This is a genomic window from Streptomyces sp. NPDC008317 (assembly GCF_042955955.1).
GTDB lineage: Bacteria > Actinomycetota > Actinomycetes > Streptomycetales > Streptomycetaceae > Actinacidiphila.
Genome location: NZ_JBIBFQ010000003.1, coordinates 17,909 through 42,198 on the forward strand (window position 1 = coordinate 17,909; position 24,290 = coordinate 42,198).

General features: G+C 71.8%; 16 protein-coding genes. 10 read left to right on the forward strand and 6 right to left on the reverse strand.

The window, feature by feature from the left end; translation table 11 throughout:
- Positions 1–278 precede the first annotated feature (278 nt).
- Both ACFY9V_RS10075 and ACFY9V_RS10080 read right to left on the reverse strand, forming a co-directional pair.
- Positions 279–650, reverse strand: coding sequence for an STAS domain-containing protein (locus ACFY9V_RS10075; RefSeq protein ID WP_355347690.1), 372 nt, complete (start codon positions 648–650; stop codon positions 279–281).
- 235 nt (positions 651–885) lie between these two features.
- The gene (locus tag ACFY9V_RS10080) at positions 886–1,392 is read right to left on the reverse strand and encodes a MarR family transcriptional regulator (RefSeq protein ID WP_355347693.1); all 507 of its coding nucleotides are present in this window, start codon (positions 1,390–1,392) and stop codon (positions 886–888) included.
- Positions 1,393–1,594: 202 nt separating this feature from the next.
- On the opposite strand from ACFY9V_RS10080, the gene ACFY9V_RS10085 reads away from it, so the two are divergent.
- Positions 1,595–2,773 (forward strand): SpoIIE family protein phosphatase, encoded by a 1,179-nt coding sequence (locus tag ACFY9V_RS10085; RefSeq protein ID WP_391160644.1) that lies wholly within the window; start codon positions 1,595–1,597, stop codon positions 2,771–2,773.
- A 67-nt stretch (positions 2,774–2,840) separates the two neighbouring features.
- On the opposite strand, the gene ACFY9V_RS10090 is transcribed toward ACFY9V_RS10085, so the two are convergent.
- Complete coding sequence (locus tag ACFY9V_RS10090; protein ID WP_355347699.1) at positions 2,841–4,055, reverse strand: aromatic acid exporter family protein; 1,215 nt, start codon at positions 4,053–4,055, stop codon at positions 2,841–2,843.
- A 231-nt stretch (positions 4,056–4,286) separates the two neighbouring features.
- On the opposite strand from ACFY9V_RS10090, the gene ACFY9V_RS10095 reads away from it, so the two are divergent.
- From ACFY9V_RS10095 to ACFY9V_RS10105, 3 genes are all read left to right on the forward strand, one after another.
- Positions 4,287–6,452 carry an NPCBM/NEW2 domain-containing protein gene (locus ACFY9V_RS10095; protein ID WP_391160646.1) on the forward strand — a complete coding sequence of 722 codons (2,166 nt, stop codon included), beginning with the start codon at positions 4,287–4,289 and terminating at the stop codon, positions 6,450–6,452.
- A gap of 332 nt (positions 6,453–6,784) precedes the next feature.
- Complete coding sequence (locus ACFY9V_RS10100) at positions 6,785–8,905, forward strand: discoidin domain-containing protein (protein WP_391161366.1); 2,121 nt, start codon at positions 6,785–6,787, stop codon at positions 8,903–8,905.
- A gap of 359 nt (positions 8,906–9,264) precedes the next feature.
- On the forward strand, positions 9,265–10,761 hold the full coding sequence (locus ACFY9V_RS10105; RefSeq protein ID WP_391160648.1) for a hydrolase: 1,497 nt from the start codon (positions 9,265–9,267) through the stop codon (positions 10,759–10,761).
- A 42-nt stretch (positions 10,762–10,803) separates the two neighbouring features.
- Here the strand turns inward: ACFY9V_RS10105 and ACFY9V_RS10110 are convergent, their stop codons facing one another.
- From ACFY9V_RS10110 to ACFY9V_RS10120, 3 genes are all read right to left on the reverse strand, one after another.
- Positions 10,804–12,945: a SpoIIE family protein phosphatase gene (locus ACFY9V_RS10110; RefSeq protein ID WP_391050727.1), complete on the reverse strand. Its 2,142-nt coding sequence runs from the start codon at positions 12,943–12,945 to the stop codon at positions 10,804–10,806.
- A gap of 261 nt (positions 12,946–13,206) precedes the next feature.
- The gene (locus ACFY9V_RS10115) at positions 13,207–13,740 is read right to left on the reverse strand and encodes a hypothetical protein (RefSeq protein ID WP_391160650.1); all 534 of its coding nucleotides are present in this window, start codon (positions 13,738–13,740) and stop codon (positions 13,207–13,209) included.
- A 773-nt stretch (positions 13,741–14,513) separates the two neighbouring features.
- Entirely contained in the window at positions 14,514–14,702 is a 189-nt protein-coding gene (locus tag ACFY9V_RS10120; RefSeq protein WP_355347712.1) for a hypothetical protein, read from the reverse strand.
- Between the two features lie 838 nt (positions 14,703–15,540).
- Between ACFY9V_RS10120 and ACFY9V_RS10125 the strand changes: the two genes are divergently transcribed.
- The 6 genes from ACFY9V_RS10125 to ACFY9V_RS10150 all read left to right on the forward strand — a co-directional run bounded on the left by ACFY9V_RS10125 (position 15,541) and on the right by ACFY9V_RS10150 (position 24,284).
- Positions 15,541–16,248 carry a peptidoglycan-binding protein gene (locus ACFY9V_RS10125; protein WP_391160652.1) on the forward strand — a complete coding sequence of 236 codons (708 nt, stop codon included), beginning with the start codon at positions 15,541–15,543 and terminating at the stop codon, positions 16,246–16,248.
- Between the two features lie 414 nt (positions 16,249–16,662).
- The gene (locus ACFY9V_RS10130) at positions 16,663–18,843 is read left to right on the forward strand and encodes a hypothetical protein (protein ID WP_391160654.1); all 2,181 of its coding nucleotides are present in this window, start codon (positions 16,663–16,665) and stop codon (positions 18,841–18,843) included.
- Positions 18,844–19,002: 159 nt separating this feature from the next.
- Positions 19,003–20,604: a GT4 family glycosyltransferase PelF gene (pelF, locus tag ACFY9V_RS10135; protein ID WP_391160657.1), complete on the forward strand. Its 1,602-nt coding sequence runs from the start codon at positions 19,003–19,005 to the stop codon at positions 20,602–20,604.
- Positions 20,601–22,388: a hypothetical protein gene (locus ACFY9V_RS10140; RefSeq protein ID WP_391160659.1), complete on the forward strand. Its 1,788-nt coding sequence runs from the start codon at positions 20,601–20,603 to the stop codon at positions 22,386–22,388. The genes pelF and ACFY9V_RS10140 overlap by 4 nt, the downstream gene beginning before the upstream one ends.
- A gap of 91 nt (positions 22,389–22,479) precedes the next feature.
- Positions 22,480–23,481: a GDP-mannose 4,6-dehydratase gene (locus tag ACFY9V_RS10145; protein ID WP_391160661.1), complete on the forward strand. Its 1,002-nt coding sequence runs from the start codon at positions 22,480–22,482 to the stop codon at positions 23,479–23,481.
- An 89-nt stretch (positions 23,482–23,570) separates the two neighbouring features.
- Positions 23,571–24,284: a sugar phosphate nucleotidyltransferase gene (locus ACFY9V_RS10150; protein ID WP_355347729.1), complete on the forward strand. Its 714-nt coding sequence runs from the start codon at positions 23,571–23,573 to the stop codon at positions 24,282–24,284.
- The last annotated feature ends 6 nt before the right edge of the window (positions 24,285–24,290 follow it).

Genomic DNA, 24,290 nt, shown 5'->3' on the forward strand with positions numbered 1-24,290 from the left:
AAGTTGCGCTCTTCCCATGCAGATCCATCGTTGTTCTGCGAGAAATTTGCGTTTGTGTTGGCAGAGTGTTACAGACGCGCTACGGCGGCGTCTACGCCTCGGAAGGCAACGATTCATGCCATGGCAAAGCCAGTTGGCGGACCTGCCGGTTTCCGGACATGCCTGAGCGCCCGCGCGTGGGCGGGTCGGGTGACAGTGGGTACGCGTGAGAGCGGTCTCACGTCACAGCGGGTTCGCCCCCGTGCTTCAGGGGAAGGCGCGCAGTGTGGCGCCGAGCGTTACGCGCGGTCGTCGGAGCCGGCCAGCGCCTCTTCGACGGAGTCACGGACGGCCAGCACCATCGGCAGTCCGACCAGGCCGAAGAGCCGGGCGACGAAGGGAGAGGGAGCGGCGAGCCACAGGCGACCGGGGCCAAGATCGACATCGGCCCGCAGCAACTCGTTCACCGTGGAGGAGTCACAGAAAGTGACCTGCGACAGATCGAGCACCACGCGGGGCGCGTCGTCGCGCCTGGCCGCGGCCAGCGCCGCCCGCAGCGGCTCCAGGGTTTCCAGGTCGAGCTCGCCGCGCAAGGCGAGGACCAGCGCGGTCCCGGCCCGGCGGACGGCCACCTCGACCGGTCTCCCGGCACCCTCTCCGCCACCGCTCACAGCGCTTCCTTCACTCTCTGCCGCACCGGCGGCCGTACGAGGCGTTCTGTCGCCCCCGCGCTGCCCGACATGCGCAGTCACGCGAGCCACCCTAGTAAGATCGTTGCCACTTGACAACAATATCCATCGGACAAGAGTCTGTGCCGACGCACACGTGTTCGTGTCACGGCATGGGTGCGGGTCGGGATGCGAGTGCGCGGGCGACAGCGCCCGGGGCGGGGAGCGGTGCGTGATGCTAGGCGGAGTCCGCCGCACGGCGTGCGGGGTCGGCGGTGGTCGCACCGGGTACGGCCGCACCGGCGGCGGCACGGCGGAAGGCCGTCAGTCCCTCGGCGAGCGCCGCCAGCTCGTCCGGCGCCATCCGGCCGAGCACGGCCTTCACCTCGCGGGCCCTGAAGTCGCGGAATTCGGCGAGTGCCGCGTGCCCGCGCCGGGTCAGCCGCAGTTCCACCTCGCGGCGGCTGGTCGGGCTCGTCTGCCGGTCCACCAGACCGACCGCCTCCAGCCGGTCGCAGAGCCTGCTCACCGAGGACGGCCGCGATCCCAGCGCGTCGCCCAGTGTCCGCAGATTGGCGCCCTCGTACTGTTCGATCGCGAACAGCGCCCGCACCTGCGACGGTGACAGGGGGCCGGACGGTGCGGCCTCCTGGCCTCTCCCCCACAGAACCTCCAGCAGTTCCGACACAGCACTGGCTTCATGAGCGACCTGCTCATGGCGGTGAGGCGGAACGATGTGGGGCACCTGGCCACTGTGCCACTGACGACGGCGGTTTGTCAGCCCGCGCCTCCCCGCACGGGCCCGCTGCCACCCGCCGCGCCCCACCTCGTCACCCCGCCCTCACCTCGGCCGCCGTCCCCGACCCCCTTCACCGCCGCCGTCCGTCAGCACCGCTTCAGCCCCCCACCCGCCGTCTCTCCCACCGATAGCAAAGGCTGTCCCGCCCGTGACGAACTTCCTGGCCGTAGAACGCGCTCTGCGCTCCGCGGCTCCCTACGCTCTGCTGGACACCGCGCGCACCGCGCTGGCCGAGCACTACGGCACGGTCTCGGCCGACCTGCTGCTGGCCGACTACAGCACCACGGTGCTCCAGTCGGTCGACGTCTCGGCGCCCGCCAGGCTCTCGCTGCCGGTGCACAACACCCCGCAGGGCAGGGCGTTCGGCAGCCAGCAGCCGGTGGAGCAGCGCGCGGGGCGGGACGGCGAGGTCACCGTGCATCTGCCGGTCACCGTGCGCGGCGACCGGCTGGGCATCCTCACGGTCGTGCTGCCCGCCGACCGGCACGCCGTGCAGGGCGTCGGCGAGCTGGCCGACGTGGCCGAGCTGCTCGGACGCGAACTGGTGGTCGCCGAGCGGGACACCGACCACTATCTGATCGCGCGCAGGGCCACGCGGCTCACCCTGGCGGCCGAGATGCAGTGGGAGCTGCTGCCGGGCCGCGCCTTCGCCCGGCCCGAGTACGCGCTCGGCGCCCAACTGGAGCCCGCCTACGCCATCCACGGCGACAACTTCGACTGGTCGGCCAGCCCGGACACCCTGACCCTGGCCATCACCAACGGCATGGGCGCGGGCATCGAGGCGTCCCTGCTGACCAGCCTGGCCGTCAACGCGCTGCGCAACGCGCGCCGGGCGGGCATCGGCATCGCCGACCAGGCCGCGCTCGCCGACCAGGCGCTGTGGTCGCGCTACCGCGGCGCCGCCCACGTCGCCACGCTGCTGCTCTCCTTCGACGTGCCCAGCGGTGTCGTGCAGGTGGTGGACGCCGGGTCGCCGCGGCTGTGGCGGCAGCGCGGCAAGACCGTCGAGCGGGTGGCATTCGACGAGCAGCTGCCGCTCGGGATGTTCGAGGAGACCCTCTACGTGGCCGAGGAGTTCCAGGTGCTGCCCGGCGACCGGCTGCTGTTCGCCAGCGACGGCGTCTACGCCACGTACTCCCCCGAGGGCGACGCGTACGGCGACCGGGCGCTGATCCGCGGCCTGTCGGCGACGAGTCTGCTGCCCGCCGCCGACGTGCCGGGCGCGGTGCTGCGCGAGCTGCCCGACTACCGGGGGCACGAAGCGGACGACGACGCGCTGGTGGTCTGCCTCGACTGGTTCGGCCCGCAGGAGGAGACCGGGGCCTGAGCCGTACGGTCGTATACGGTCGCCGCGCCCGTCAGCCGTACGTTGACGCGAGCTCGCGCGCCGGCCGTCAGCGCAGGACCGCACGGGCGGCGCCCAGCCGCTTCTTGATCATGTGCAGCCAGGGGTGCCGGTCGCTCTGCTCACGCGAGTAGCGGTCCAGCTCCTCCACCAAACGCTCCGACCGCTTCTCGACGGCCAGCTCGTCCAGGATGCGGTCGACCTCGGCCAGCAGCGCGCCGTGCAGCTGCCACTGCCGGGGGTGCTCGCGCACCTTGGCGAGCAGCAGCTGGGCGGTCCTGTCACGGCTGGCCGTGCTGTCGGTGAGGGCCTGCGCCAGCTGCTCCTCCGCCGACTGCGCGTTGGCCGCGACCTGGGTGGTGATCAGTACGGCGAAGCTCTCGATCGCGTGCGCCACGTGGTCGAACAGCTCCTCCAGTTCGACGGCGACGTCGTCGGGGAACAGCGACTCCTCGGTGCGGTGCTTGGCGAGGTCGGTGAGCGTCCTGGACAGCACGCGCAGCACCACCGCGCAGATCTCCAGGGTGTCGAGCCCCGTCCGCAGCACGATCCGGGAGAGCACGCCCTCGCGGACCCGCGGATTCCACCGCAGGCTGTCCTCCGCCTGCCGCAGCGAGGCGTCGACCTCGACGATGTCGTGGTCGACGCGGCGCGCCTCGTGCAGCCGGGCGGCGGCGCGCTCGACGGGGAGGTGTCCGGCCAGCTCGCCGCCCATGTCGCGGAAGAGGGCGCCCATCCGGCGGGACAGCGACTCGATGGAGCCGCCCGCGGACTGCACCCAGACCGGCGGCGCGAACAGCAGGTTGAACAGCAGGCCGACGCCCGCGCCGATCAGCGTCTCCAGCACCCGGTCCCACGCGGTGTCCGCGACCCGGGTCACGCCGAGGACGAGCATCGCGCTGATCGCGACCTCGGGCACGAACTCGCCGACCCGTACGACGCGGCCGATCAGCAGCGCGCTGAAGATCGTCAGACCCAGGCTCCACCAGCTCAGCCCGACCAGCGCGCTGAAGCCGATGGCGATCAGGACGCCGACCACCACCGAGTTCACCCGCCGGATGCCGGTGGTCAGCGTGGAGTAGAGGGTGACCTGGACGACCAGCAGAGCCGTCAGTGGCGCGGTCAGCGGGGCGGGCTGCGGGGTGAGCTGGACGGCGGCGACATAGGCGATGACGGCCGCGGCGGTGGACCTGAGGGTCTGGGCCGCGGCCGGTTCCGTGGTCCACCGGACCAGCTTGACCATGGGTTCTGGTACGTCGGGCATCCCGTGCACGTTCCCGCTCTCGGCGATCTCAGTGGTCCGGGCCCACCCTAAAGTCGATCTCCTCCGGAACGGCCGGTGGCGCGCCTCGTACGGTCATTCGGGATTGGCGCACGGCACTTCGGGGTTCACCGCACCGCGCTTATTGACATGCTCACGCTGCACCGCTGAAATGTGGTTGCTTTCGTTCGACCCCGTTGGATTGTGCGCCATTGAAATGACTCGGAGCCGCACATGCCGCACGAACGACACACCAAAACACACCACCTCCGGCAGCGCCTCGCGGCCTCGGCCGCGTCGCTCACCCTCGTCGCCGGGGCGGGAGCCGGACTCACCGCACTGGCCGCGACCGCCGCCGTGACCGCTCAGATCGCCGCCGCGCCACCGGCCGCGGCCCTCGACAACGGCCTGGCCCTGACCCCGCAGATGGGTTTCAACAACTGGAACTCCACCGGCTGCGGGTCCCAGTTCAACGAGGCGATGGTCAAGGGCATCGCCGACCTCTTCGTCTCCCAGGGCCTCAAGGCCGCCGGATACACCTACGTCAACCTGGACGACTGCTGGGCGCTGCCCAGCCGCGACGCCTCGGGCAACCTCGTCGCCGACCCCGTGCGCTTCCCCGACGGCATCAAGAACGTCGCCGACTACGTCCACTCCAAGGGGCTGAAATTCGGCCTCTACTCCTCCGCGGGCACCAAGACCTGCAACAGCGCGGGCTTCCCCGGCGGCCTCGGCCACGAGCAGCAGGACGCCAACCTGTGGGCGTCCTGGGGCGTGGACTACCTCAAGTACGACAACTGCAACAACAACAACGTCGACGCGCAGCAGCGCTACAAGGCGATGGGCGACGCACTGAAGGCCACCGGCCGGCCGATCCTCTACAGCATCTGCGAATGGGGCTCCAACCAGCCGTGGAACTGGGCGCCCGCGGTCGGCAACTCCTGGCGTACGACCGGGGACATCAGCGACTCGTGGTCCAGCATGATCAACATCGCGCACCAGAACCAGCAGCTCGCGCCGTACGCCAAGCCCGGCGCGTGGAACGACCCGGACATGCTGGAGGTCGGCAACGGCGGCATGACCGACACCGAGTACCGCACCCACTTCAGCCTCTGGTCGGAGATGGCCTCGCCGCTGCTGATCGGCAGCGACATCAGGACCGCGTCCGCCGCCACGCTGACGATCCTGAAGAACGCCGACGTGATCGCGGTGGACCAGGACCCGTTGGGCAAGCAGGGCTCGGTGGTCTCCTCCTCCGGCGGGCTCGTGGTGATGTCGAAGCCGCTGGCCAATGGCGACCGCGCGGTGACGCTCACCAATGAGAACGCCTCCGCCCAGACCGTCAGCACCACCGCGCAGGCCGTCGGCGTCGGCGGCGCGTCCTCGTACGCGCTCAAGGACCTGTGGTCCAAGGCGACATCGAGCACCGGCGGCACGATCAGCGCGTCGGTGCCCGCGCACGGCACGGTGATGTTCCGGGTCACCCCGGGCAGCCCGGTGCCGCCGCCGACCGGGCTCAACGAGCTGAGCGACCTGTCGTGGACCTCGGCGGTGAACGCCTGGGGCCCGGTCGAGCGCGACCACAGCAACGGCGAACAGGCCGCGGGCGACGGCAGGACGCTCACCATCGGCGGGACCACGTACGCGAAGGGACTCGGGGTGCACGCGCCCAGTGACCTCTCCTACTACGTCGGCGGTCTGTGCGGAAAGCTGACCGTGGACGTCGGGGTGGACGACGAGGTGGGGAGCAACGGCTCGGTGGACTTCCAGATCTACCGCGACTCCACCCTGGTCGCCGACAGCGGGACCCGTACGGGCAACGACGCGGCGGCGCACCTGACCGCCGATCTGACCGGAGGGACGACGCTGCGGCTGGTGGCCACCGACGCGGGCGACGGCATGAACTACGACCACGCCGACTGGGCCGACGCCAAGATGGCCTGCGGCAAAGGCCCTTCGGCCGGCACGCACGCCCTCAGCGACCTCAACTGGTCGTCGGCGGTGAGCGGTTGGGGCCCGGTCGAGCGCGACCGCAGCAACGGCGAACAGGCCGCTGGCGACGGCAGGACGATCACCGTCGGCGGCACCACGTACAGCAAGGGGCTGGGCGTGCACGCGGCCAGCACGGTCGTCTACTACCTGGGCGGCGGGTGCTCCTCGGTCACCGCCGACGTGGGGGTGGACGACGAGGTCGGCAGCAAGGGCTCGGTGGACTTCCAGATCTACCGCGACTCGACGCTGGTGGCCGACAGCGGGGTGGTGACCGGCAGTGACACGGCCCGGCATCTGACGGCCGCTCTGGGCGGCGGTACGGAGCTGCGGTTGGTGGTCACCGACGGCGGCAACGGCAACGACTCCGACCACGCCGACTGGGCGGGGCCGGTACTGACCTGCGGCTGACGCGCAGGACTGGACCAATCATGGCGGCGGAGATTTTTCTCCGCCGCCATCGTCATGTTCACCGTCTCAAGCTCTTGCACACAGCGACAAGCCGCTTAACTCCCTTATCGGGACGAGTGGTTCGTTGACCCTTCGAGTGTCGACATCAAGGCGGGTCCGAGTGAATTCGCGGGGCGAATCTCGTTCACTTTCTTGACGTGTCAGCAACAGCGCCGTAATCATCGCAGCATTCAGAGAGCGCTCTCTCGCTCGGCGACCAATCAGGAGACGCCGTGATCGGCAACCCCCCACAGACCCTTCCGTCCCCCACGACACGATTCCCCAGATCGCTGATCTTCGCCTTCGTCGCGGCCCTCGTCGCGACGCTCGCGCTGGCGGTCTCACAGACTCCGGCCAAGGCCGCGGGCACCCTGCTCTCGCAGGCGAAACCGGCCACCGCCTCCTCCACGGAGAACGCGGGCACTCCCGCGTCGGCCGCGGTCGACGGCGACCTCGGCACCCGCTGGTCCAGCGCGGCGGCCGACCCGCAGTGGCTCCAGGTCGACCTCGGCGCCACGTCCACCCTCTCCCAGGTGGTGCTCAACTGGGAGACGGCGTACGCGAAGGCGTACCAGATCCAGGTCTCGGCCAACGGCACGACCTGGACGAACATCTACAGCACCACGACCGGCGCCGGTGGCACCGAAACCCTCGACGTCACCGGCTCCGGACGCTACGTCCGGATCAACACCACGGCGCGCGCCACCCAATACGGCGTCTCGCTCTGGGAGTTCAAGGTCTACGGCTCCACCGGCACGGGCAACGCGGCCTGCGGTACGGCCAACTCCGCGCTGAACAAGCCCGCGACGGCCTCGTCCACGGAGAACGCGGGCACTCCCGCGTCGGCCGCGGTCGACGGCAACATGGGCACCCGCTGGTCCAGCGCGGCGGCCGACCCGCAGTGGCTCCAGGTCGACCTGGGCAGTTCGCAGAACGTGTGCGGTGTGCAGTTGAGCTGGGAGACGGCGTACGCGAAGGCGTACCAGATCCAGGTCTCGGCCAACGGCACGACCTGGACGAACGCCTACTCCACCACCACGAGCCCCGGCGCGACCGAGCTGATCACCCTGACCGGCACCGGCCGCTACGTCCGGGTCTACACCACCGCGCGCGCCACCCAATACGGCGTCTCACTCTGGGAGTTCCAGATCTTCACCGGTGGCGGCGGCAGCACGACCCCGCCGACCACTCCCCCCACCACACCCCCGACCACCCCGCCCACCACGCCGCCGGGCGGCGCGGTCCTGCTGTCGTACAACAAGCCGGCCTCCGCCTCGACCTACCAGAACGCCAATAGCTGCGTCGGCTGCACGCCGGCCAAGGCGTTCGACGAGGACCCGGCCACCCGGTGGGCGACCAGCGACACCAACGGCTGGGTCGACCCCGGCTGGATCAGCGTCGACCTGGGCGCGACCGCGCACATCACGCAGGTCGTCCTCCAGTGGGACCCGGCCTACGCGACCGCGTACCAGATCCAGGTCTCGCCGGACAACACCAACTGGACGAGCATCTACTCCACCACCACCGGCAAGGGCTTCAAGGAGACCCTGAACGTGGACGGCACCGGCCGCTACGTGCGGATGTACGGCACCGCGCGCAGCAACGGCTACGGGTACTCGCTGTGGACCTTCGACGTCTACGGCACCGGCGGCAACCCCACCGCGCCGCCCGCCCTGCCGCCCGACCCGGGCAACCCCACGCACCTGGTGTGGAGCGACGAGTTCAACGGCGCCGCGGGCACCAAGCCGGACACCGGCAAGTGGACCCAGGACATCGGCGGCGGGCAGAACGGCGAGCTGGAGTACTACACCAACGGCGACAACACCTCGATGGACGGCAACGGCAACCTCGTCATCGAGGCCAGGAAGGAGAACGTCCAGGGCCACCAGTACACCTCGGGCCGGATCAACACCTCGGACCACTTCAACTTCACCTACGGCCACGTCGAGGCGCGGATCAAGGTGAGCGGCACGCAGGGTCTGTGGCCCGCGTTCTGGATGCTGGGGTCCAACTTCAAGACGGGCACGCCGTGGCCCAACTCCGGTGAGATCGACATCATGGAGCACGTCGGCAAGGTCGCCGACTCCGTCTACTCCACGCTGCACGCCCCCGCCTACAACGGCGGAAACGGTTACGGGTCCCCGTACACCCTCGCGGGCAGCGACTTCGCCTCGGACTTCCACACCTACGCCGTGGACTGGGACTCCCACCACATGACGTTCTCGGTGGACGGCCATGCCTTCTTCACCGCCGACAAGGCGACGGTGGAGGCGACCAGGGGTCCGTGGGTGTACGACCACCCGTTCTACATCATCCTCAACAACGCGGTGGGCGGTGACTGGCCCGGAGCTCCCGACGCCACCACGGTCTTCCCGCAGCGCATGCTGATCGACTACGTGCGCGTGTCGCAGTAACCGCGACGCCGCGCCCGCCGCGGTAGGCGCGTCCGCCTCCCCGTATGTGATGACGGTTCACACGGGGAGGCGGACGTATGTCCGGGGCAGGGGGTTGCCGGACCGGGGGGGTCGGGGGCCATGGGGTTCGGGGACCGGGATACGCGCTCCAGCGCACCGGGCGGCAATGTTGTCAGGGTCGCGTCATGAGCCTAGAGTGACGCGCGGAGTTTCCGGCCCCCACCCACCGGACGCGCGCGGCGAGAGCCGACCGGCAGCATTCACCCGCTCGTAACGCACGGCACATCAGTCACAGGTTCTACGCGCGCAGAATCATCTCCCGCACCCCCACTGACCGCCCCCCACCTGGAGGTTGACGGATGCTTGGAACCCGTGTGCCCCGCAGCCGTGTGCTGATCGGCGCGGCAGCCGCACTGGGCGCGATCGCGCTCGGCGCGGCCGGTCTCAGCGGCGGCTCCGCTCAGGCCGCCCCCGGCGCCCCGGTCGTGCCGGCCGCGGCGACGACGCACCGCGTGCTCTTCGACAACACCAAGGCCGAGACGGCCGGGAACGCCGACTGGATCATCAGCACGAGCCAGCCCGACCCGCTCGGCCAGAACGCCAACCCCACCAAGGAGACGGACTGGACCGGCGCCTTCTCCGCCTGGGGCGTCGCGCTCCAGAAGGCGGGCGGGTACACCCTCAACACGCTGCCGTCCGGTCGCACGATCACCTACGGCAACAGCTCCAACGCCCAGGACCTCAGCAACTTCGACACCTTCGTGCTGCCCGAGCCGAACGTGAAGCTGAGCGCGGCCGAGAAGACCGCCGTGATGAAATTCGTGCAGAACGGCGGCGGGCTCTTCCTGATCTCCGACCACAACAACAGCGACCGCAACAACGACGGCTGCGACTCCCCCTGCGTCATCACCGACCTGCTGACCAGCAACGGGGTCGACAACACCGACCCGTTCGGCTTCTCCGTCGACCTGCTGGACATCAGCACCGACAATCCGCGGGCGATCAGTGACGCGTCCAACCCGGTGCTGCACGGCCCGTTCGGCAATGTGACGGGCAGCATCCTGCGCGACGGCACCACCTTCACCCTCAAGCCCGCCGACAATCCGAACGTCAAGGGGCTGCTGTACAAGACGGGTTCGTCCGGCAACACCGGCGCGTTCTTCGTCACCAGCACCTTCGGCAGCGGCCGGGTGGCGATCTGGGGTGACAGCTCACCCGCCGACGACGGCACCGGCCAGTCGGGCAACACCCTCTACAACGGCTGGGACGACCCGGCGGGCACCGACGCCGCGCTCGCGCTCAACGCGACGGCCTGGCTGGCGGGTTCGGGATCGGGCGGCACGACGCCGCCCACCACTCCCCCGACCACCCCGCCGACCGGCGGCACCTGCACCGCACGCCAGCTCCTGGCCAACCCCGGCTTCGAGTCCGGCACTTCGTCGTGGACGGCGACCAGCGGCGTCATCAACAACAACGCGTCGCAGGCGGCGCACAGCGGCTCGTACAAGGCGTGGCTCGACGGTTACGGGACCGCCACCACGGACACCGTCGCGCAGTCGGTGACCATCCCGGCGGGCTGCGCCGCGAGTCTGAGCTTCTGGCTGCACATCGACACCGCGGAGACCGGCACCACCGCCTACGACACGCTCAAGGCGCAGGTCCTGAACTCCTCCGGCACCGTACTGAGCACCCTGGCCACGTACTCCAACGTCAACGCGGCCTCCGGCTTCCAGCAGCGCACCTTCAACCTGGGCGCGTACGCGGGGCAGACGGTCACCGTCAAGTTCACCGGGACCGAGGGCTCCAAGCTCCAGACCTCGTTCGTCATCGACGAGACGGCGCTGAACGTGAGCTGAGCGCGGCCGCGGTACGGGCGGCCGGGTCCCGGGAGCGGGGGCTCAGCCGTCCGTACCGGTCTCGTCCGGGTCGAATTCGCACCAGACGGCCTTGCCGTCGCCGCGCGGCTCCACGCCCCAGCAGGCGGCGAGCGCGTCGATCATCAGCAGGCCGCGGCCCGAGGTGGCCGCCTCGCCGGGCGATCTGCGGCGCGGCCAGACGCTCGACCGGTCCTGGACCGACAGCCGCACCCGGCGTACCGGTTCCGGCAGCACCTCAAGGGTGAGGACGGCGCCGCCCTCGGTGTGCAGCAGCACATTGACCAGCAGCTCGCCCGCGGCGAGCTCCACGTCGTCGGCGAGGTCGGCCAGGCCCCAGTCGGTGAGCGCCTGCCGCAGGGCGGACCGGGCGTCGGCCAGGCCCTCGGGGTCGGCCTGGTGGACGTAGCTGTGCATCCGCGGGGCGCGCGGGGTGCCGGTGTCGGGGGCGCGGCGCAGGATCAGCAGCGCGACGTCGTCGCCCGAGCCCCAGCGCTCCCAGAGGTTCTCCGCGAGGTGGTCGGCGAGCGCCTCGGCGGGCTGCGGGCCGAAGTGCACCGCCTCGGCCAGCGCCTCCATACCGATGGTGATGTCCAGACCGCGCTCCTCGACCAGGCCGTCGGTGCAGAACACCAGCGTCTCGCCGGGCACCAGGTCGATCCGGGTCTCGGGGAACTCGTGCAGTTCCAGGGTGGTGGCCAGGCCCAGCGGCAGGCCGCCGCGCACATTCGGCCAGCCCGTACGCCCGTCGGTGTGCCGGATCAGCGGCCCGAGGTGGCCCGCGCGGGCGGCGGAGACGGAGCCGGTGGCGAGGTCGATCTGCGCGTAGGCGCAGGTGGCGAAGCGCTCGGTGTCCAGTTCCGCCAGGAAGCGGGAGGCGCGGGCGAGCACGGTGGACGGCGGGTGGCCCTCGGCCGCGTACGCGCGCAGGGCGATCCTGAGCTGGCCCATCACGGCGGCGGCGTGCGTGTCGTGGCCCTGCACGTCACCGACGACCAGGCCGACCCGGTTCTGCGGCAGCGCGACCACGTCGTACCAGTCGCCGCCGACCTCCCGCCCGCTGCGCGCCGCGTGGTAGCGGACGGCGATCTCGGCGCCGTCGACGCGCGGGATGTGCCGGGGCAGCATCGCGGCCTGGAGGCCGGTGGCGAACTCCCGCTCCTGGTCGAAGAGGATCGCGCGCTGGAGGGACTGGGCCAGGATGCCCGCGAGCGTCATGTACAGCTCGCGGTCCTCGGGCCGGAATTCGGTGCGGTCGTGGTAGAAGAGCGCGAGGCCGCCGATGGAGCGGGCCTGGGCGACCAACGGCAGGAAGGCCGCCGCGAAGTTGCTGTCGGAGTCGACACCCGCGCCGGGCTTCATCTGGGCGCGCAGCAGCGGAAACTTCTCGGCCAGCGCCGGGAAGTCCGTGGCGAACCGCGGCTGCTGCGTGATGACGGCCTGGGTGAGCGGCAGCGAGTCGTCGAGCCGCCGCAGCCGCAGCCCCTCGTAGAAGGACATCTCCCGGCCGCTGAAGGCGACCACCTTGAGATTGCCGGTCTCTATCAGGCCGAGCGTCAGTCCGTCGGCGCCGAAGCGCTCCAGGCCGCCCGCGCCGGTGAGTACCGCGATGACGTCGTCGACCGTGACGGCCGTGGACAGCGCCTCGATCGTACGGCGGACGATCGAGGGCAGGCTGCGGCGCTCGTGCCGCGGCGGCGGGGTGCTGGGCGCGGGGGTCTGGGTCAGCTCGGCGGTCGCGTCCCTGACGATGCCCAGGACGCGGTACGCGTTGCCGAGGTCGTCGCGCAGGATGGCGCCCTGGGTGTGCGTCCACTGCTTGGCGCCGTCCCTGCGGGTGACCTGGAAGTATCCGCCGTAGCTGCGGCGGCCCGCTTGCAGGGCCCTGCGCAGCGCGATGTCGAGGCGGGCGCTCTCCTCCGGGGTCACCCGCAGCACCAGCGAGTCGATCCGGCCGTCGAATTCCTCCGGGCGCAGGTCGAAGACGTCGAGTCCCGCCTGGTCGAGGTCGAAGGTGCCGAGGTCGAGGTCCCAGTCGAAGGTGCCCATGCCGTTCATGGCAAGCCGCTCCCCGGGGCCGATCTCCGGGGCCGTCGGCAGACCCGTCGGGAAAGGCCCCACGCGGGGGTCGTAGCCGCCACCTGGTGGCCGCTTGCGTGCCGTCATGCACCTGCTCCGGGGTCGGGCGGCGGTCATCTGACCACATCCGCGAGGCGGGCCACACGGACCACCAGGATAGCTTTGGCATGATTTATCGCCATGAGGGACATTATCCAGCGTCCCACATTCCGCCACGGGGCCGCGCTTCCGGCTTCTAGGCGGCTCGGGCAGGCCGCTCGGGCAGGACTCAGTCGGGGCTCCGTGGGGATGCGCGTCAGGTGCGCGTGGACGACCGCGCGAGGGAGCCTCGCGGGCGGCGGTACGCCGTCAGCCGCGGGCGGCGCGTCTGCGGCGGACGACGAGCACGCCCGCGGCGGCGACCAGGACGCCGCCCGCGAGGATTTCCCGCGCGTTCGGGGCGGACACATCGCCGCCGAGGCCGGTCCGCACCGCGCCGGTCCGCACCGCGGCGGTCGGCTTCGTACCGGTGGACGTCGTACCGGCCGCGACGGTCAGCGCTGCGGTGCCCCGCTGGCTTCCGCAGGTGAAGGTCACGACGTACCGCGCGCCGGGCTTGGCCTCGCCGTCCACCGTGGCGGTGGCGACCTGCCCGGGCCCGTCGCCCTTGCCGGGGGTCACGTCGCCGAAGAGCGCCGGGGCCGAGGCGGTCGCCTGGCCGGCGCAGTCGGTGGCCGTGAGGGTGACCTTCCCGCCGGGCACGACGGTGGTCGGCGAGACGCCGAAGCCGAAGGACGTGAGGTCGGAGTCGGCCCGCGCGGCGGGTGCGGCCAGGGCCAGCGCGAGCGCCGTTCCCGCGACGAGGGCGGCCGTTGTCCGTCCGGGGGCACGTCCAGAGCGCATGTGGTCTCTCCACGCACCGGGGCGGTCTGGCGACCGCTCATGGGGGGACCGGCACGCTCCCCACCCAACCCGGCGGCGTCGCTGTCCGCCTTCCCTGCCGCCGCCTCCGGCCGCCCGATTCCTACCAACCCCCGTACCGCCGCGCCTCCTTGCCCTCGCCCGCCCCGTCCCCGGCCTCCGACCCATCCGGGTGACACCTCATCCCGTGGCCGGACGCGCACCCCCAAACACCCGATGGGCCATTCGGCCGCCGTCCCCGCACCGCGCGGAACGCGGTTCCCCCAAGCCGCCGCGAGGTGCCCTGGCCCTGCGCAAGGCCATGCCGTGAGGTGCGCGGGGCCGTGTTCGATGTGCGGCTGCCGCCACGGGGGCGCGACCAGCCACGACGGTCCCGCACGTCACCACCCGCCCCGGAGGGGCATTCCGGTCGTCCCCGGACCACCCGCCGGTGGGGGCCGGCCGCGCAGTTCCCCGCGCCCCTACGGGGCACGTCCCGGCCCGGATCGGTGAGCCGATCCCTCCAGGGGCCCGGCGCCGCGTTCGATGTGCGGCGCCGCCGCGCGGGCGCGACCAGCCACCACGCTCCCGCACGTCACCACCCGCCTCGAAGGGGCATTCCGGTCGTCCCCGGACCACCCGCCGGTGGGGGCCGGCCGCGCAGTTCCCCGCGCCCCTACGGGGCACGTCCTGCCCCGGAGCGGCTGCCGCCGCGTAGGCGCGACCAGGCACGACGCCCCCGTAGGTCACCGCCCGCGCCCCTGAGACGGGAGGCGTCAGGCGGTGGGGGCGAGGACGGACAGGACGACGAGGCCGGGCCGGGAGCGGGCCGGGGCAGGGGGACCGACCGCGGGAAAGCGGTCGACCAGGGCGTCGAAGACGCGATACGCGCTGGCCTCGTCGCGCGCGGTGATCAGGACGTGCACCACACCAGGTTCCCGCAGGTCTTCCCAGTCCTCTGCCATCACCGGCTCCTTCCGCCGTGGATCGGTCCCCCGGACAGACAACGCGCCGTGGGCGCGCAGTTGCGGGCGCCGGAGCGGTTCACTCCCACGGGAGCGCGCGCGGGGGCGCGCGGCATAGGCGCGCGATGACCGGGTACGTGTCGTGTCCAGTCGGCGAGGATCACGAAGAGGCCCTCGCCAGGACCTTCGGAGGCAGCGATGACCAACCCCGTGCCCGAGCCCTTCCCGACGCCGGGGCCCGATCCGTTCCCGTCGCCGGTGCCCGGTCCCACCCCCGGCCCGGGCCCGGTCCCGGTGCCGGATCCGACGCCGACACCTCCGGGACCCGAGCCGGTGCCTCCCGGCCCGGCGCCCGACCCGGTGCCGCCGACGCCTGAGCCGAGTCCCGCGCCGCCCCCGCCGCCGCCGTCGATGTACTGAGCAGCGCCGCCGCACCGCCGGTCGCCGGGCCGGACGCGCAGCAGAAACGATAATTCTGCCGCGTCGGGCCCGGCCGCGGGCGACAACCGTGGATCACGCACGGTGCCGCTGCGCCTGTTGATACGAAAGAGGGGACGCCGAGGAACCGGTTCGGCCCGTCGGCTCCCCGATGGCTCACCCTTGTCCGCGGATGTCAAGGCCCCCTTGGCGGGGCCACCTTGTTACCGCACCCTGGGGTGCGGGAGGTTTCGCGGGTGGGGATGATCCGGCAGTGGCGTGAGTGAAACCGGTGATGGACATGGAAGACGACAGGGCGGGGCAGCGGGCAGCGGACGGGGAGCGTCGGTACCGGCCGGACCGCGCGGCGACGTCGGTCGCGGCACCCGAGTCGCGAGGCTGCGGACAGGAGCCGCCGGATGTGATCGACGTGGTGTTTCCTGTGCCGGGGCCCGAGGACACCGGCCGCGCGGCGGCCGCAGGACCCGGTGACGGGCACGCCCGACGTGACCGGCTGCGCGAGCGCCCGCTGTTGCTCGGCGCGGTGTCCATCGCCGCGGTCGCGGTGGCGGCGGTGATCGCCTGGCAGGTGTGGCCGCAGTCGCCCGGCGCGACGGCGCCCGACCGGCCGGCTCCCCCGCCCTCCAGCACCCGGCCGCTGACCAGCGGCGGGATATCCGGCCACGCGGCCGGACCGCTGCCCTCGACCGGCGGCCACACGGGCCGGGCCCCGGCGCCCGACGGCGATCCGACCCGTCGGGCCACGCCACCGGCGGGGCCGTCAGCGATGCCCGGAAGCGGCACGGAAACCGGGACCGGGCACGGGAACGGCTCCCCCGCGCCGGGGCCGAGCGTGACCGGCGCACCGCCCACCACCGCCCCCAGCGACTCCCCCGCGCCGAGCGCCACGGCCCCAACTCCCCGCACGCTCCTGGCGGGTGACACCGGATCGGATGTGACCGATCTTCAGCGGCTGCTGTTCGCGCAGGGATTCACCTATGTGTCGCCCACCGGGGTGTACGACGACGCCACCGTGCGCGGTGTGACGCAGATTCAGCGGGACCGCGGAATCACCTGTGACCCCACGGGTGTCTATGGCCCCTGTACTCGCGCCGCATTGGCCCCGTAACCGCTTTCCGCACGGTCTCGCCCCGGTACGCCCCCGCTGTGCGCCTTATACGCCCCGCGTATTCCCCTCGTTCTCCGGGAATTCGATTCGATCATTTTCCGGTCATTTTCCACCACGCGGACGATCGATCCTCACCACGGTCGAGAAAATCGTAAATCCGAGCGATGATTCATCATTCAGGTCGATAATCCTTTCGCGCCGTGCTCATGTCATTCAGTAAACTCGCAGGTGGGAAGGGTCGGGCAGGCGCGTCACGCCGTTCGGTGTCCCCTGCCTTCCGGCCACCTCCGCAGAATGGTCACAAGTCCTCCGCACCGTGCCCCACGATGGTCCCCGTAATTGCGGCCGGGATTCGGCCGCTGCCAGTTGGAAGACGCTGAGCCGATTCATGCCGTCTTCCGGGGGAGGAAAACTATGGGCAGAGCATTGCGTGCTGCCGCTCTGAGTTCAGCGGCGGTTCTCGTGGCCCTGGGGGTGGCACCGAGCGGGGCGCAGGCCGCGACACCGCCCCGTATCGATCTGAGGGTGCTGGTCGTCGACGACGGCGGACCAGCGACACAGGCCATCACCGCGGAACTCGACGGGGCGGGGACCCCGTACACGAGGATCGATCTCAACCAGGCGGGCCGGCCGACCATCAACGCCGCCTACCTCAGCGACACCGTGAGCGGCCGGGCACGCGCCAAGTTCCAGTCGGTGGTGCTGCCCAACGACAACCCGTTCGGGGCTGGTTCAGCCGAGATGGCCGCACTGGCGGCGTACGAGACGGACTTCGGCATCCGCCAGGTGGACGCGTACACCTACGCCCAGCCCGGCGTCGGGCTGAACTACGCGCAGGATCCGGGGTACATCGGCCAACTCGACGGCATTCAGGGCCAGGTGACGGCGCAGGGCACCGCGGGCGACTTCGGTTACCTCAAGGGCGCGGTGCCCTTCGAGGACAACGACCCGAACGTGGCCGAGAGTTACGGCTTCCTCGCGACGCCGCTGGCGACCCAGGCCGCCGGGGCGGCCTTCACCACGCTGGTCGACGCGCCGATTCCGGACAGTTCGGCGCGCGGTGTGCTGGTCGGGCAGTACAACCACGACGGGCGCAGCGAGTTGGTGCTGCCATTCGTCTACAACCAGTACCAGCAGCAGTTCCGGCTGCTGGCGCGCGGGATCGTGGAGTGGATGACCCAGGGCATCCACCTCGGCGCCGACCGCAACTACTTCGAGGTGCAGGTCGACGACATCTTCCTGGCCGACGACCGGTGGAACACCACCCTCAACTGCACGCCCGGCGACGTGGACTGCCCGATCGGCACCGGTGAGGACACCGATCCGATCCGGATGACCGCGGCGGACGCGCAGTACGCCAAGCAGTGGTCGCAGGCGCACGGCCTCACCCTCGACTTCGTCTTCAACGGCGGCGGCAGCGAGGACTGGAAGGCCGACCACGACACCACCGTCGACCCGCTGGCCACCCAGCTCCTGGCCGACAAGAGCGCCTACCGCTGGGTCAACCACACGTATCTGCACCCCTTCCTCGGCTGTGTCCAGGACGTCAGCGTGGTGCCGTGGGTCTGCGGGACGGACGCCTCGGGGAATGTCCAGTGGGTCAGCAAGGCCGACATCACGGCCTCGGTGCAGGACAACCGCGACTGGGCCGCCTCGCACGGGCTGTCGCTGAACAACCAGGAGCTGGTGACCGGTGAGCACTCCGGGCTCAAGGTGCTGCCGCAGCAGCCGGTCGACAATCCGAACCTCGCGCCCGCGCTGACCCAGCTCGGCGTGAAGTACCTGGCCAGCGACAACTCCCGCGACCCGGGCCAGCGTCAGGTCGGTCCCGCGGTCACCGTGCCGCGCTTCCCGATGAACGTCTTCTACAACGCCGGTACGGCGCAGGAGGAGACCGACGAGTACAACTGGATCTACACCAGCTCCGCCCAGGGCGGCAGCGGCGCCTGCGCGACCTCGGGCAACTCCACCTGTCTGACCGCGCCGTTGGACACCGACACCGGCTACGCGTCGTACATCGTGCCGCTCGAGGCCAAGATCGACCTCGGGCACGTGCTGGGCAACAACCCGCGCCCGCACTTCATGCACCAGTCCAACCTCGCGGAGGGCCGCATCGCCTACCCGGTGCTGGAGCGCATCCTCAGCGACTACGCGTCGCTGTTCGCCGCCAGCACCCCGACCGTCAACCTGCGGACCTCGGACATCGCCACCGAGTTGCAGCGCAGGGCGGCGTGGGACACGGCGTGGAAGGGCGGCCAGGTGACCGCCTACCGGATCGGTGACGCGGTGACGGTCAACGCGCCGAGCGGTACGCAGATCACCGCGACGATGCCCGCCGGTACGCGCCAGTCCCAACTGCTCGGCACGACCGCCTTCGGCACCTCCTACGCGGGCAAGGTGTCCGGCTGGACCACGCCCGGCGTGCTCCAGAGCAATGTGTCGCTGACGCTGCCGTCCGGCGCGGTGCCCGCGCTGGTCAACCTGAACGTCTCGCTCGGGCCGATCACGATCAAGGCTTCCGTCGGCCATCTGCCGGTGCCCAAGGGCGTCGCCAAGGCCGTGCCCGTGGGACCGGGCGACCACACCAGGAAGTAGCACCGGAAAGTGAACCACCCGCGGGCGGGGCGTACTCGGCCCCGCCCGCGGTACCGGGGCGCCGCACGGTCACCGGCGCCCCGTGACACGAGAACGTCCAGGGGGGACACCATTTCCACGCACAGAATCTTCGGCGCACCGCCCTCACGCACCGCGCGGGTGACATTGCTGACCGAGGGCACGTATCCGCACAGCCCCGGCGGGGTCAGCGTGTGGTGCGACCAGTTGGTCCAGGGGATGCCGGACGTCGAATTCTCGGTGATCGCGGTGACGGGCACCGGCCGCGAGACCCCGGTCTGGCCGCTCCCGGCGCAGGTCACCGGGCTCGACGTGGTCCCGCTGTGGGGGCAGGCGCCGGAGGGCAGGGCGCCGCGCGGCCGGGACCGCCGCGCGTTCCTCGCGGTGTGGGAACGCTTTCTGCGGGCGCTGCTGCACGAGGACGGCGCGGACGAGCCGCCGGCCCGCGGCGGCCGGTCCGCGGCGCCCGACGAGGACTTCGGACCCGCGCTGTACGCGCTCGCCGGGTGGGCGGGCATGGGCGCGCTGTCGGCCGGGCTGCGCTCGGAGGAGGCGGTGCGGACGCTGATCCGGCTGTGGCGCCGCCCCGGTACGACCGTGTCGGCCGCGGTGCCGACCCAGGCCGACGCGCTCAGCGCCGTCGATCTGCTGGAGCACGCGCTGCGCCCGCTGGCCGTGGTACCGCCGCCGGGTCAGGTCGCGCACGCCGTCAGCGGCGGGCTGGCCACGCTGCCGGGACTGGTGGCGCACGAGCGGTACGACACTCCGCTGCTGCTCACCGAGCACGGCGTCTACCAGCGCGAACGCTATCTCGGCTACCGCACGGGCCCGTACCGCTGGCCGGTCAAGGCGCTGCTGCTCACCTTCTTCCGGCTGCTGTCGCGCGAGACGTACCGCAACAGCGCGCTGATCACGCCGGGCAACCGCTACAACCGGCGGTGGGAGGAGCACGGCGGGGCGGCGCCTGACCGGATCCGTACCGTCTACAACGGAGTCGATCCCGGGGCGTTCCCGATGGCCGGTCCCGAGCCGGAGGTGCCAACGCTCACCTGGGCGGGGCGGATCGACCCGATCAAGGACCTGGAGACGCTGATCCGCGCCTTCGCGCTGGTCAGGGCAGAGATACCCGCCGCGCGGCTGCGGATCTTCGGCGGCACTCCGCGCGGCGGCGAGGCGTACCGCGAGCGGTGCGAGGCACTGGCTGCGACGGTCGGCGCGGCCGACGCGGTCACCTTCGAGGGCCGGGTGGACGACATCCGCACCGCGTACGCGGCCGGGCAGGTCGTGATGCTCTCCAGCATCAGCGAGGGCTTCCCCTTCACCCTCATCGAGGCGATGTCCTGCGGGCGGTGCACCGTGTCGACCGATGTCGGCGGGGTACGGGAGGCCGTGGGCGACACCGGTCTCGTCGTGCCGCCGCGCGATCCGAAGGCGATGGCGCGGGCCGCGGTCGAGCTGCTGCGCGATCCGGCGCGGCGCGCCTCGATGGGCTGGGAGGCGCGGCTGCGGGTCATCGACCAGTTCACGCTCCGTCAGACGATCGACGCCTTCCGGGGGATCTACACGGGACTGAGCCGGGTCGAGGACCGCGGCGCGCAGATCTACGGCGGTGTCACCTGGATGTCCCGTGTCTGGCGCGGGGGTTCAGCGGACGCCGAAGCTGATGGACTGTCAACAGCCGTCGCTGAGAACGCCGATGACGCGACAGTCGTCGGTGTGCGGGCTGTCGGGGACGGCCGGTGAGCGGGCCGATGTCCCTGCTCAGCAGGGTCGCGGGCGGCGGTATGGCCGCGCTGCCCGAGCTGCCGCGCCCGCGCCGGGTGCCGTCCTGGGCGGTCGGCGACCCGGTCGCGGAGCTGGCGGAGCGGCTGTCGGCGGCGTGCTCGGCGGCCGTGCACCCCGACGAGATCGCGGCGGTGCTGGAGTCCGAGGGGCTGACCGACGAGCAGATCACCGGCCGCTACGGGCACCCGGACCTGTTCTCGCTCGCGCGGGAGCTGTTCGAGACGGTGCCGCGGCGCTTCCCCGAGCCCGAACCCGCCGACGACCCGTGGCAGGTCGACGTGTGGCGCTGCGTACTGCGTGGCCTGACCTTCGCGCTGCCCGGCGTCGCCTATGTGCTCGGCGGGCGCTGGGCGGGCGGCGACGACGGGCCGTTCGGGGTGTCCCGCGCGGTCGCCGCGTGGGGCGCGGCGGCGCTGTGCGGGTGGGGCTGGAACCAGGCGCTCGCGCACCGCGCGCACCTGCACCTGCTCGCCCAGCGACCGCGGGCCGCCGCGCGCTGCCTGGTCACCGGCGCGGCGGTCGGGGACTGCCTGGCCGGGGCCGCCGCCGCGGCCGTCGCGGGCCCCGGCCATCTCTCCGCCCTCGCCTTCGCGGCCGGCCAGTCGGTGTACGTCGCGTCCGCGACCGTCCTGCTCGTGCTCGGCCGCGAGCGCTCCCTCCTCTACGTCCTGACGCCGCTCGCCGTCGCGGTCGCCTGCGGCGCCGGCGGCCTGCCGTCGCCCGCGGTCGCCGCCGTCCTGGTCGCCACCGCGGCGGCGGCCGGCGGGGCGGCCCTCGCCACCGCGCTGCGCACCGCCCTGACCGGTGAGCCGCCCGAGCGCGGGCCCGCCAAGCCGCCGCGCGCGCCCTGGCGCGAGCGTGTGCGCGCCGACCGCGGCGCCCAACTGCGCGCTCGCGCAAGCCGGTTCGGCCGCAGGGCAGCCGGACCCGGCACGGGCACCCGCACCACACCCGGCCGATTCGGCCGCAGGGCAGCCGGACCCGGCACGGGCACCCCCACCGCACCCGGCCGATTCGGCCGCAGGGCAGCCGGACCCGGCACGGACACCCGCACCACACCCGGCCGGTTCGGCCGCAGGGCAGCCGGACCCGGTACGGGCACCCGCACCGGGCTCGTCTCCTCGCTCCGGACCCTGCCGGAGGCGGCCCGGCTGCTGTGGCGGGCCGACGACGGCGTCACCGACGCCAAGGGCCTGTCGCCGTATCTGTCGCTGCCGCACGGGATGGCGGGGCTCGCGGGCGGCGCGCTGGTGGTCGCGGCGGCGCTCACCGGGGAGTTCGTGGCCGCGCTCACGGTGAGCATGGGCGTCGCCGAATGGCTGCTCTTCCGCTTCCGCAGCCGGTGTCTGACCGCACTGCGCGGGACGACCGTGCACGAGCGGCTGCTCGCCAGGTCGTGGCGCGTGCTGGCGGGCTGTCTCGCGCTCTACGCCGTCGCGCTGGCCGCGCTCGCGGCCGTCGAGGCGGCGGTCGTGCCCGGCGCCGCCGCCTGGAACCCGGCGCACCTGTCGGTGCTGCTGGCCCTCGGCGGCACGCTGTGGCTGTCGCTGCTCCTCCAGTCCTGCGGCCGGGCGTGGACGGGGAGTTACGTGCTCGCCGCCGCCGTCCTGACGGCGGTCGTGCTGCTGGCGGCGCACACCGCGACGGCCGGGACCGTACTCGGCCTGGTCTGCGCGGGAGCCGCCGCCGTCCTGCTCACGGCGGCCTTCACGATGACCGGCCGCGTGACCACCCACCGCTGACCCCGCGTCCGCGGCGCGCACACCCGCGCCGCACACCACCGACCTCCGACCTCACCACTCCAACCGACCCTCCGCAGAAGGAGATTCATCCGTGTCCACCGAGACACCCGTCGCCGTCACCGGCGCGGAAGGCTTCATCGGCTCGCACCTGGTGGAGGCGCTGGTCGCCTCCGGGCGCCGCGTCCGCGCGATGGTGCAGTACAACTCGTTCTCGTCCCACGGCTGGCTCGAAGTGCTCGCGCCCGACGTGCTGGACCGGGTCGAGGTGGTCCTCGGCGACGTCCGCGACTCAGGTTCCGTACGGGATCTGGTCGCCGACAGCGACACCGTCTACCACCTGGCCGCGCTGATCGCGATCCCGTACTCGTACCGCGCGCCGCGCAGCTATGTGGACACCAATGTGTCCGGCACCCTCAACGTTCTCGAAGCCGTGCGGGAGTTCGGCGTCCCGCGGCTGGTGCACACCTCCACCAGCGAGACGTACGGCACCGCGCGGACCGTGCCGATCACCGAGGACCACCCGATCGTCACTCAGTCGCCGTACGCCGCGTCGAAGGCGGGCGGGGACCGGCTGGCGGACAGCTACCACGCCAGCTTCGAGACGCCGGTGGTGACGCTGCGGCCGTTCAACACCTTCGGGCCGCGGCAGTCGATGCGCGCGGTGATCCCGACGGTGATCGGCCAGGTCGCGGCGGGCGAGCGGGAGGTGACGCTGGGGGACCTGCGGCCGACCAGGGACTTCAGCTACGTCAAGGACACCGCCGCGGCCTTCGTCGCGGTCGGCACCGCGCCCGCCGAGAAGGTGGTCGGCCGGACCTTCAACGCCGGTACGGGCGGCGAGATCTCGGTCGGCGACCTGGTGCGGCTGATCGGCAAGCTGATGGACACCGAGCTGCTGGTGCGCGAGGACGCGCAGCGGCTGCGGCCCGCCGGTTCCGAGGTCATGCGGCTGGTCTGCGACGCGACCCGGCTGCGCGAGGCCACCGGCTGGCGACCGGCCCACAGCCTGGAGGACGGGCTGGCGCACACCATCGACTTCTTCCGCGACCCGGCCCACCTGGCCCGTTACAAGACCACCGCGTACAACGTCTGACGCCGCCTCATCAGCGCCGCGCCGGGCACCTGTTGACCACTTTCATCGCAGCAGAGAACCGCTGACATCCAACCGCAGGGGGGACCACCATGCACGCAGTCATTCTCGCCGGGGGCAAAGGCGTGAGGCTCCGGCCGTACACCACCGCACTGCCCAAGCCACTGGTGCCGATCGGCGACAGCCACGCGATCCTGGAGATCGTGATGCGCCAGCTCGCGGGCTTCGGCTTCCGCCGCTGCACCATCGCCATCGGCCACCTCGGCAACATCATCCGCGCGTACGTCGGGGACGGCTCCCAGTGGGGCATCGAGGTCGACTACGTGACCGAGGACAGTCCGCTGGGCACGATGGGCCCGCTGCTCACGATGATCGACCAACTCCCCGAACACTTCCTGGTGATGAACGGCGACGTGCTCACCGACCTCGACTTCTCCGCTGTCCTCGACCAGCACCGGGGCACGGGCGCGCCGCTCACCATCGCCACCTACGCCCGTACCGTGAACATCGACTTCGGGGTGCTCAGCACCGACGACGGGCGGGTGGTCGCCTTCACCGAGAAGCCGAGCATGGACTACCGGGTGTCGATGGGGGTGTACGGGGTCTCCCGGAGCACGCTCCTGCGCTACACCCCCGGTCTGCCGCTGGGCTTCGACGAGGTGGTGCTCGATCTGCTGGCCGCGGGTGCGCAGCCGCGGGCCTTCGACTTCGACGGCTACTGGCTCGACATCGGCCGCCCCGACGACTACGACCGGGCGAACGCCGAATTCAGCAGCCGTCGCGGCCTGTTGCTCAAGGGGGCGTGAGGGGAC

Coding starts and splice junctions, on each gene's coding strand:
- ACFY9V_RS10095 (WP_391160646.1), top strand. CDS start 4,287: ATGCCGCACGAACGACACACCAAAACACACCACCTCCGGCAGCGCCTC.
- ACFY9V_RS10115 (WP_391160650.1), bottom strand. CDS start 13,740: ATGCGCTCTGGACGTGCCCCCGGACGGACAACGGCCGCCCTCGTCGCG.
- ACFY9V_RS10090 (WP_355347699.1), bottom strand. CDS start 4,055: ATGCCCGACGTACCAGAACCCATGGTCAAGCTGGTCCGGTGGACCACG.
- ACFY9V_RS10110 (WP_391050727.1), bottom strand. CDS start 12,945: ATGACGGCACGCAAGCGGCCACCAGGTGGCGGCTACGACCCCCGCGTG.
- ACFY9V_RS10130 (WP_391160654.1), top strand. CDS start 16,663: ATGGGCAGAGCATTGCGTGCTGCCGCTCTGAGTTCAGCGGCGGTTCTC.
- ACFY9V_RS10150 (WP_355347729.1), top strand. CDS start 23,571: ATGCACGCAGTCATTCTCGCCGGGGGCAAAGGCGTGAGGCTCCGGCCG.
- ACFY9V_RS10105 (WP_391160648.1), top strand. CDS start 9,265: ATGCTTGGAACCCGTGTGCCCCGCAGCCGTGTGCTGATCGGCGCGGCA.
- ACFY9V_RS10120 (WP_355347712.1), bottom strand. CDS start 14,702: ATGGCAGAGGACTGGGAAGACCTGCGGGAACCTGGTGTGGTGCACGTC.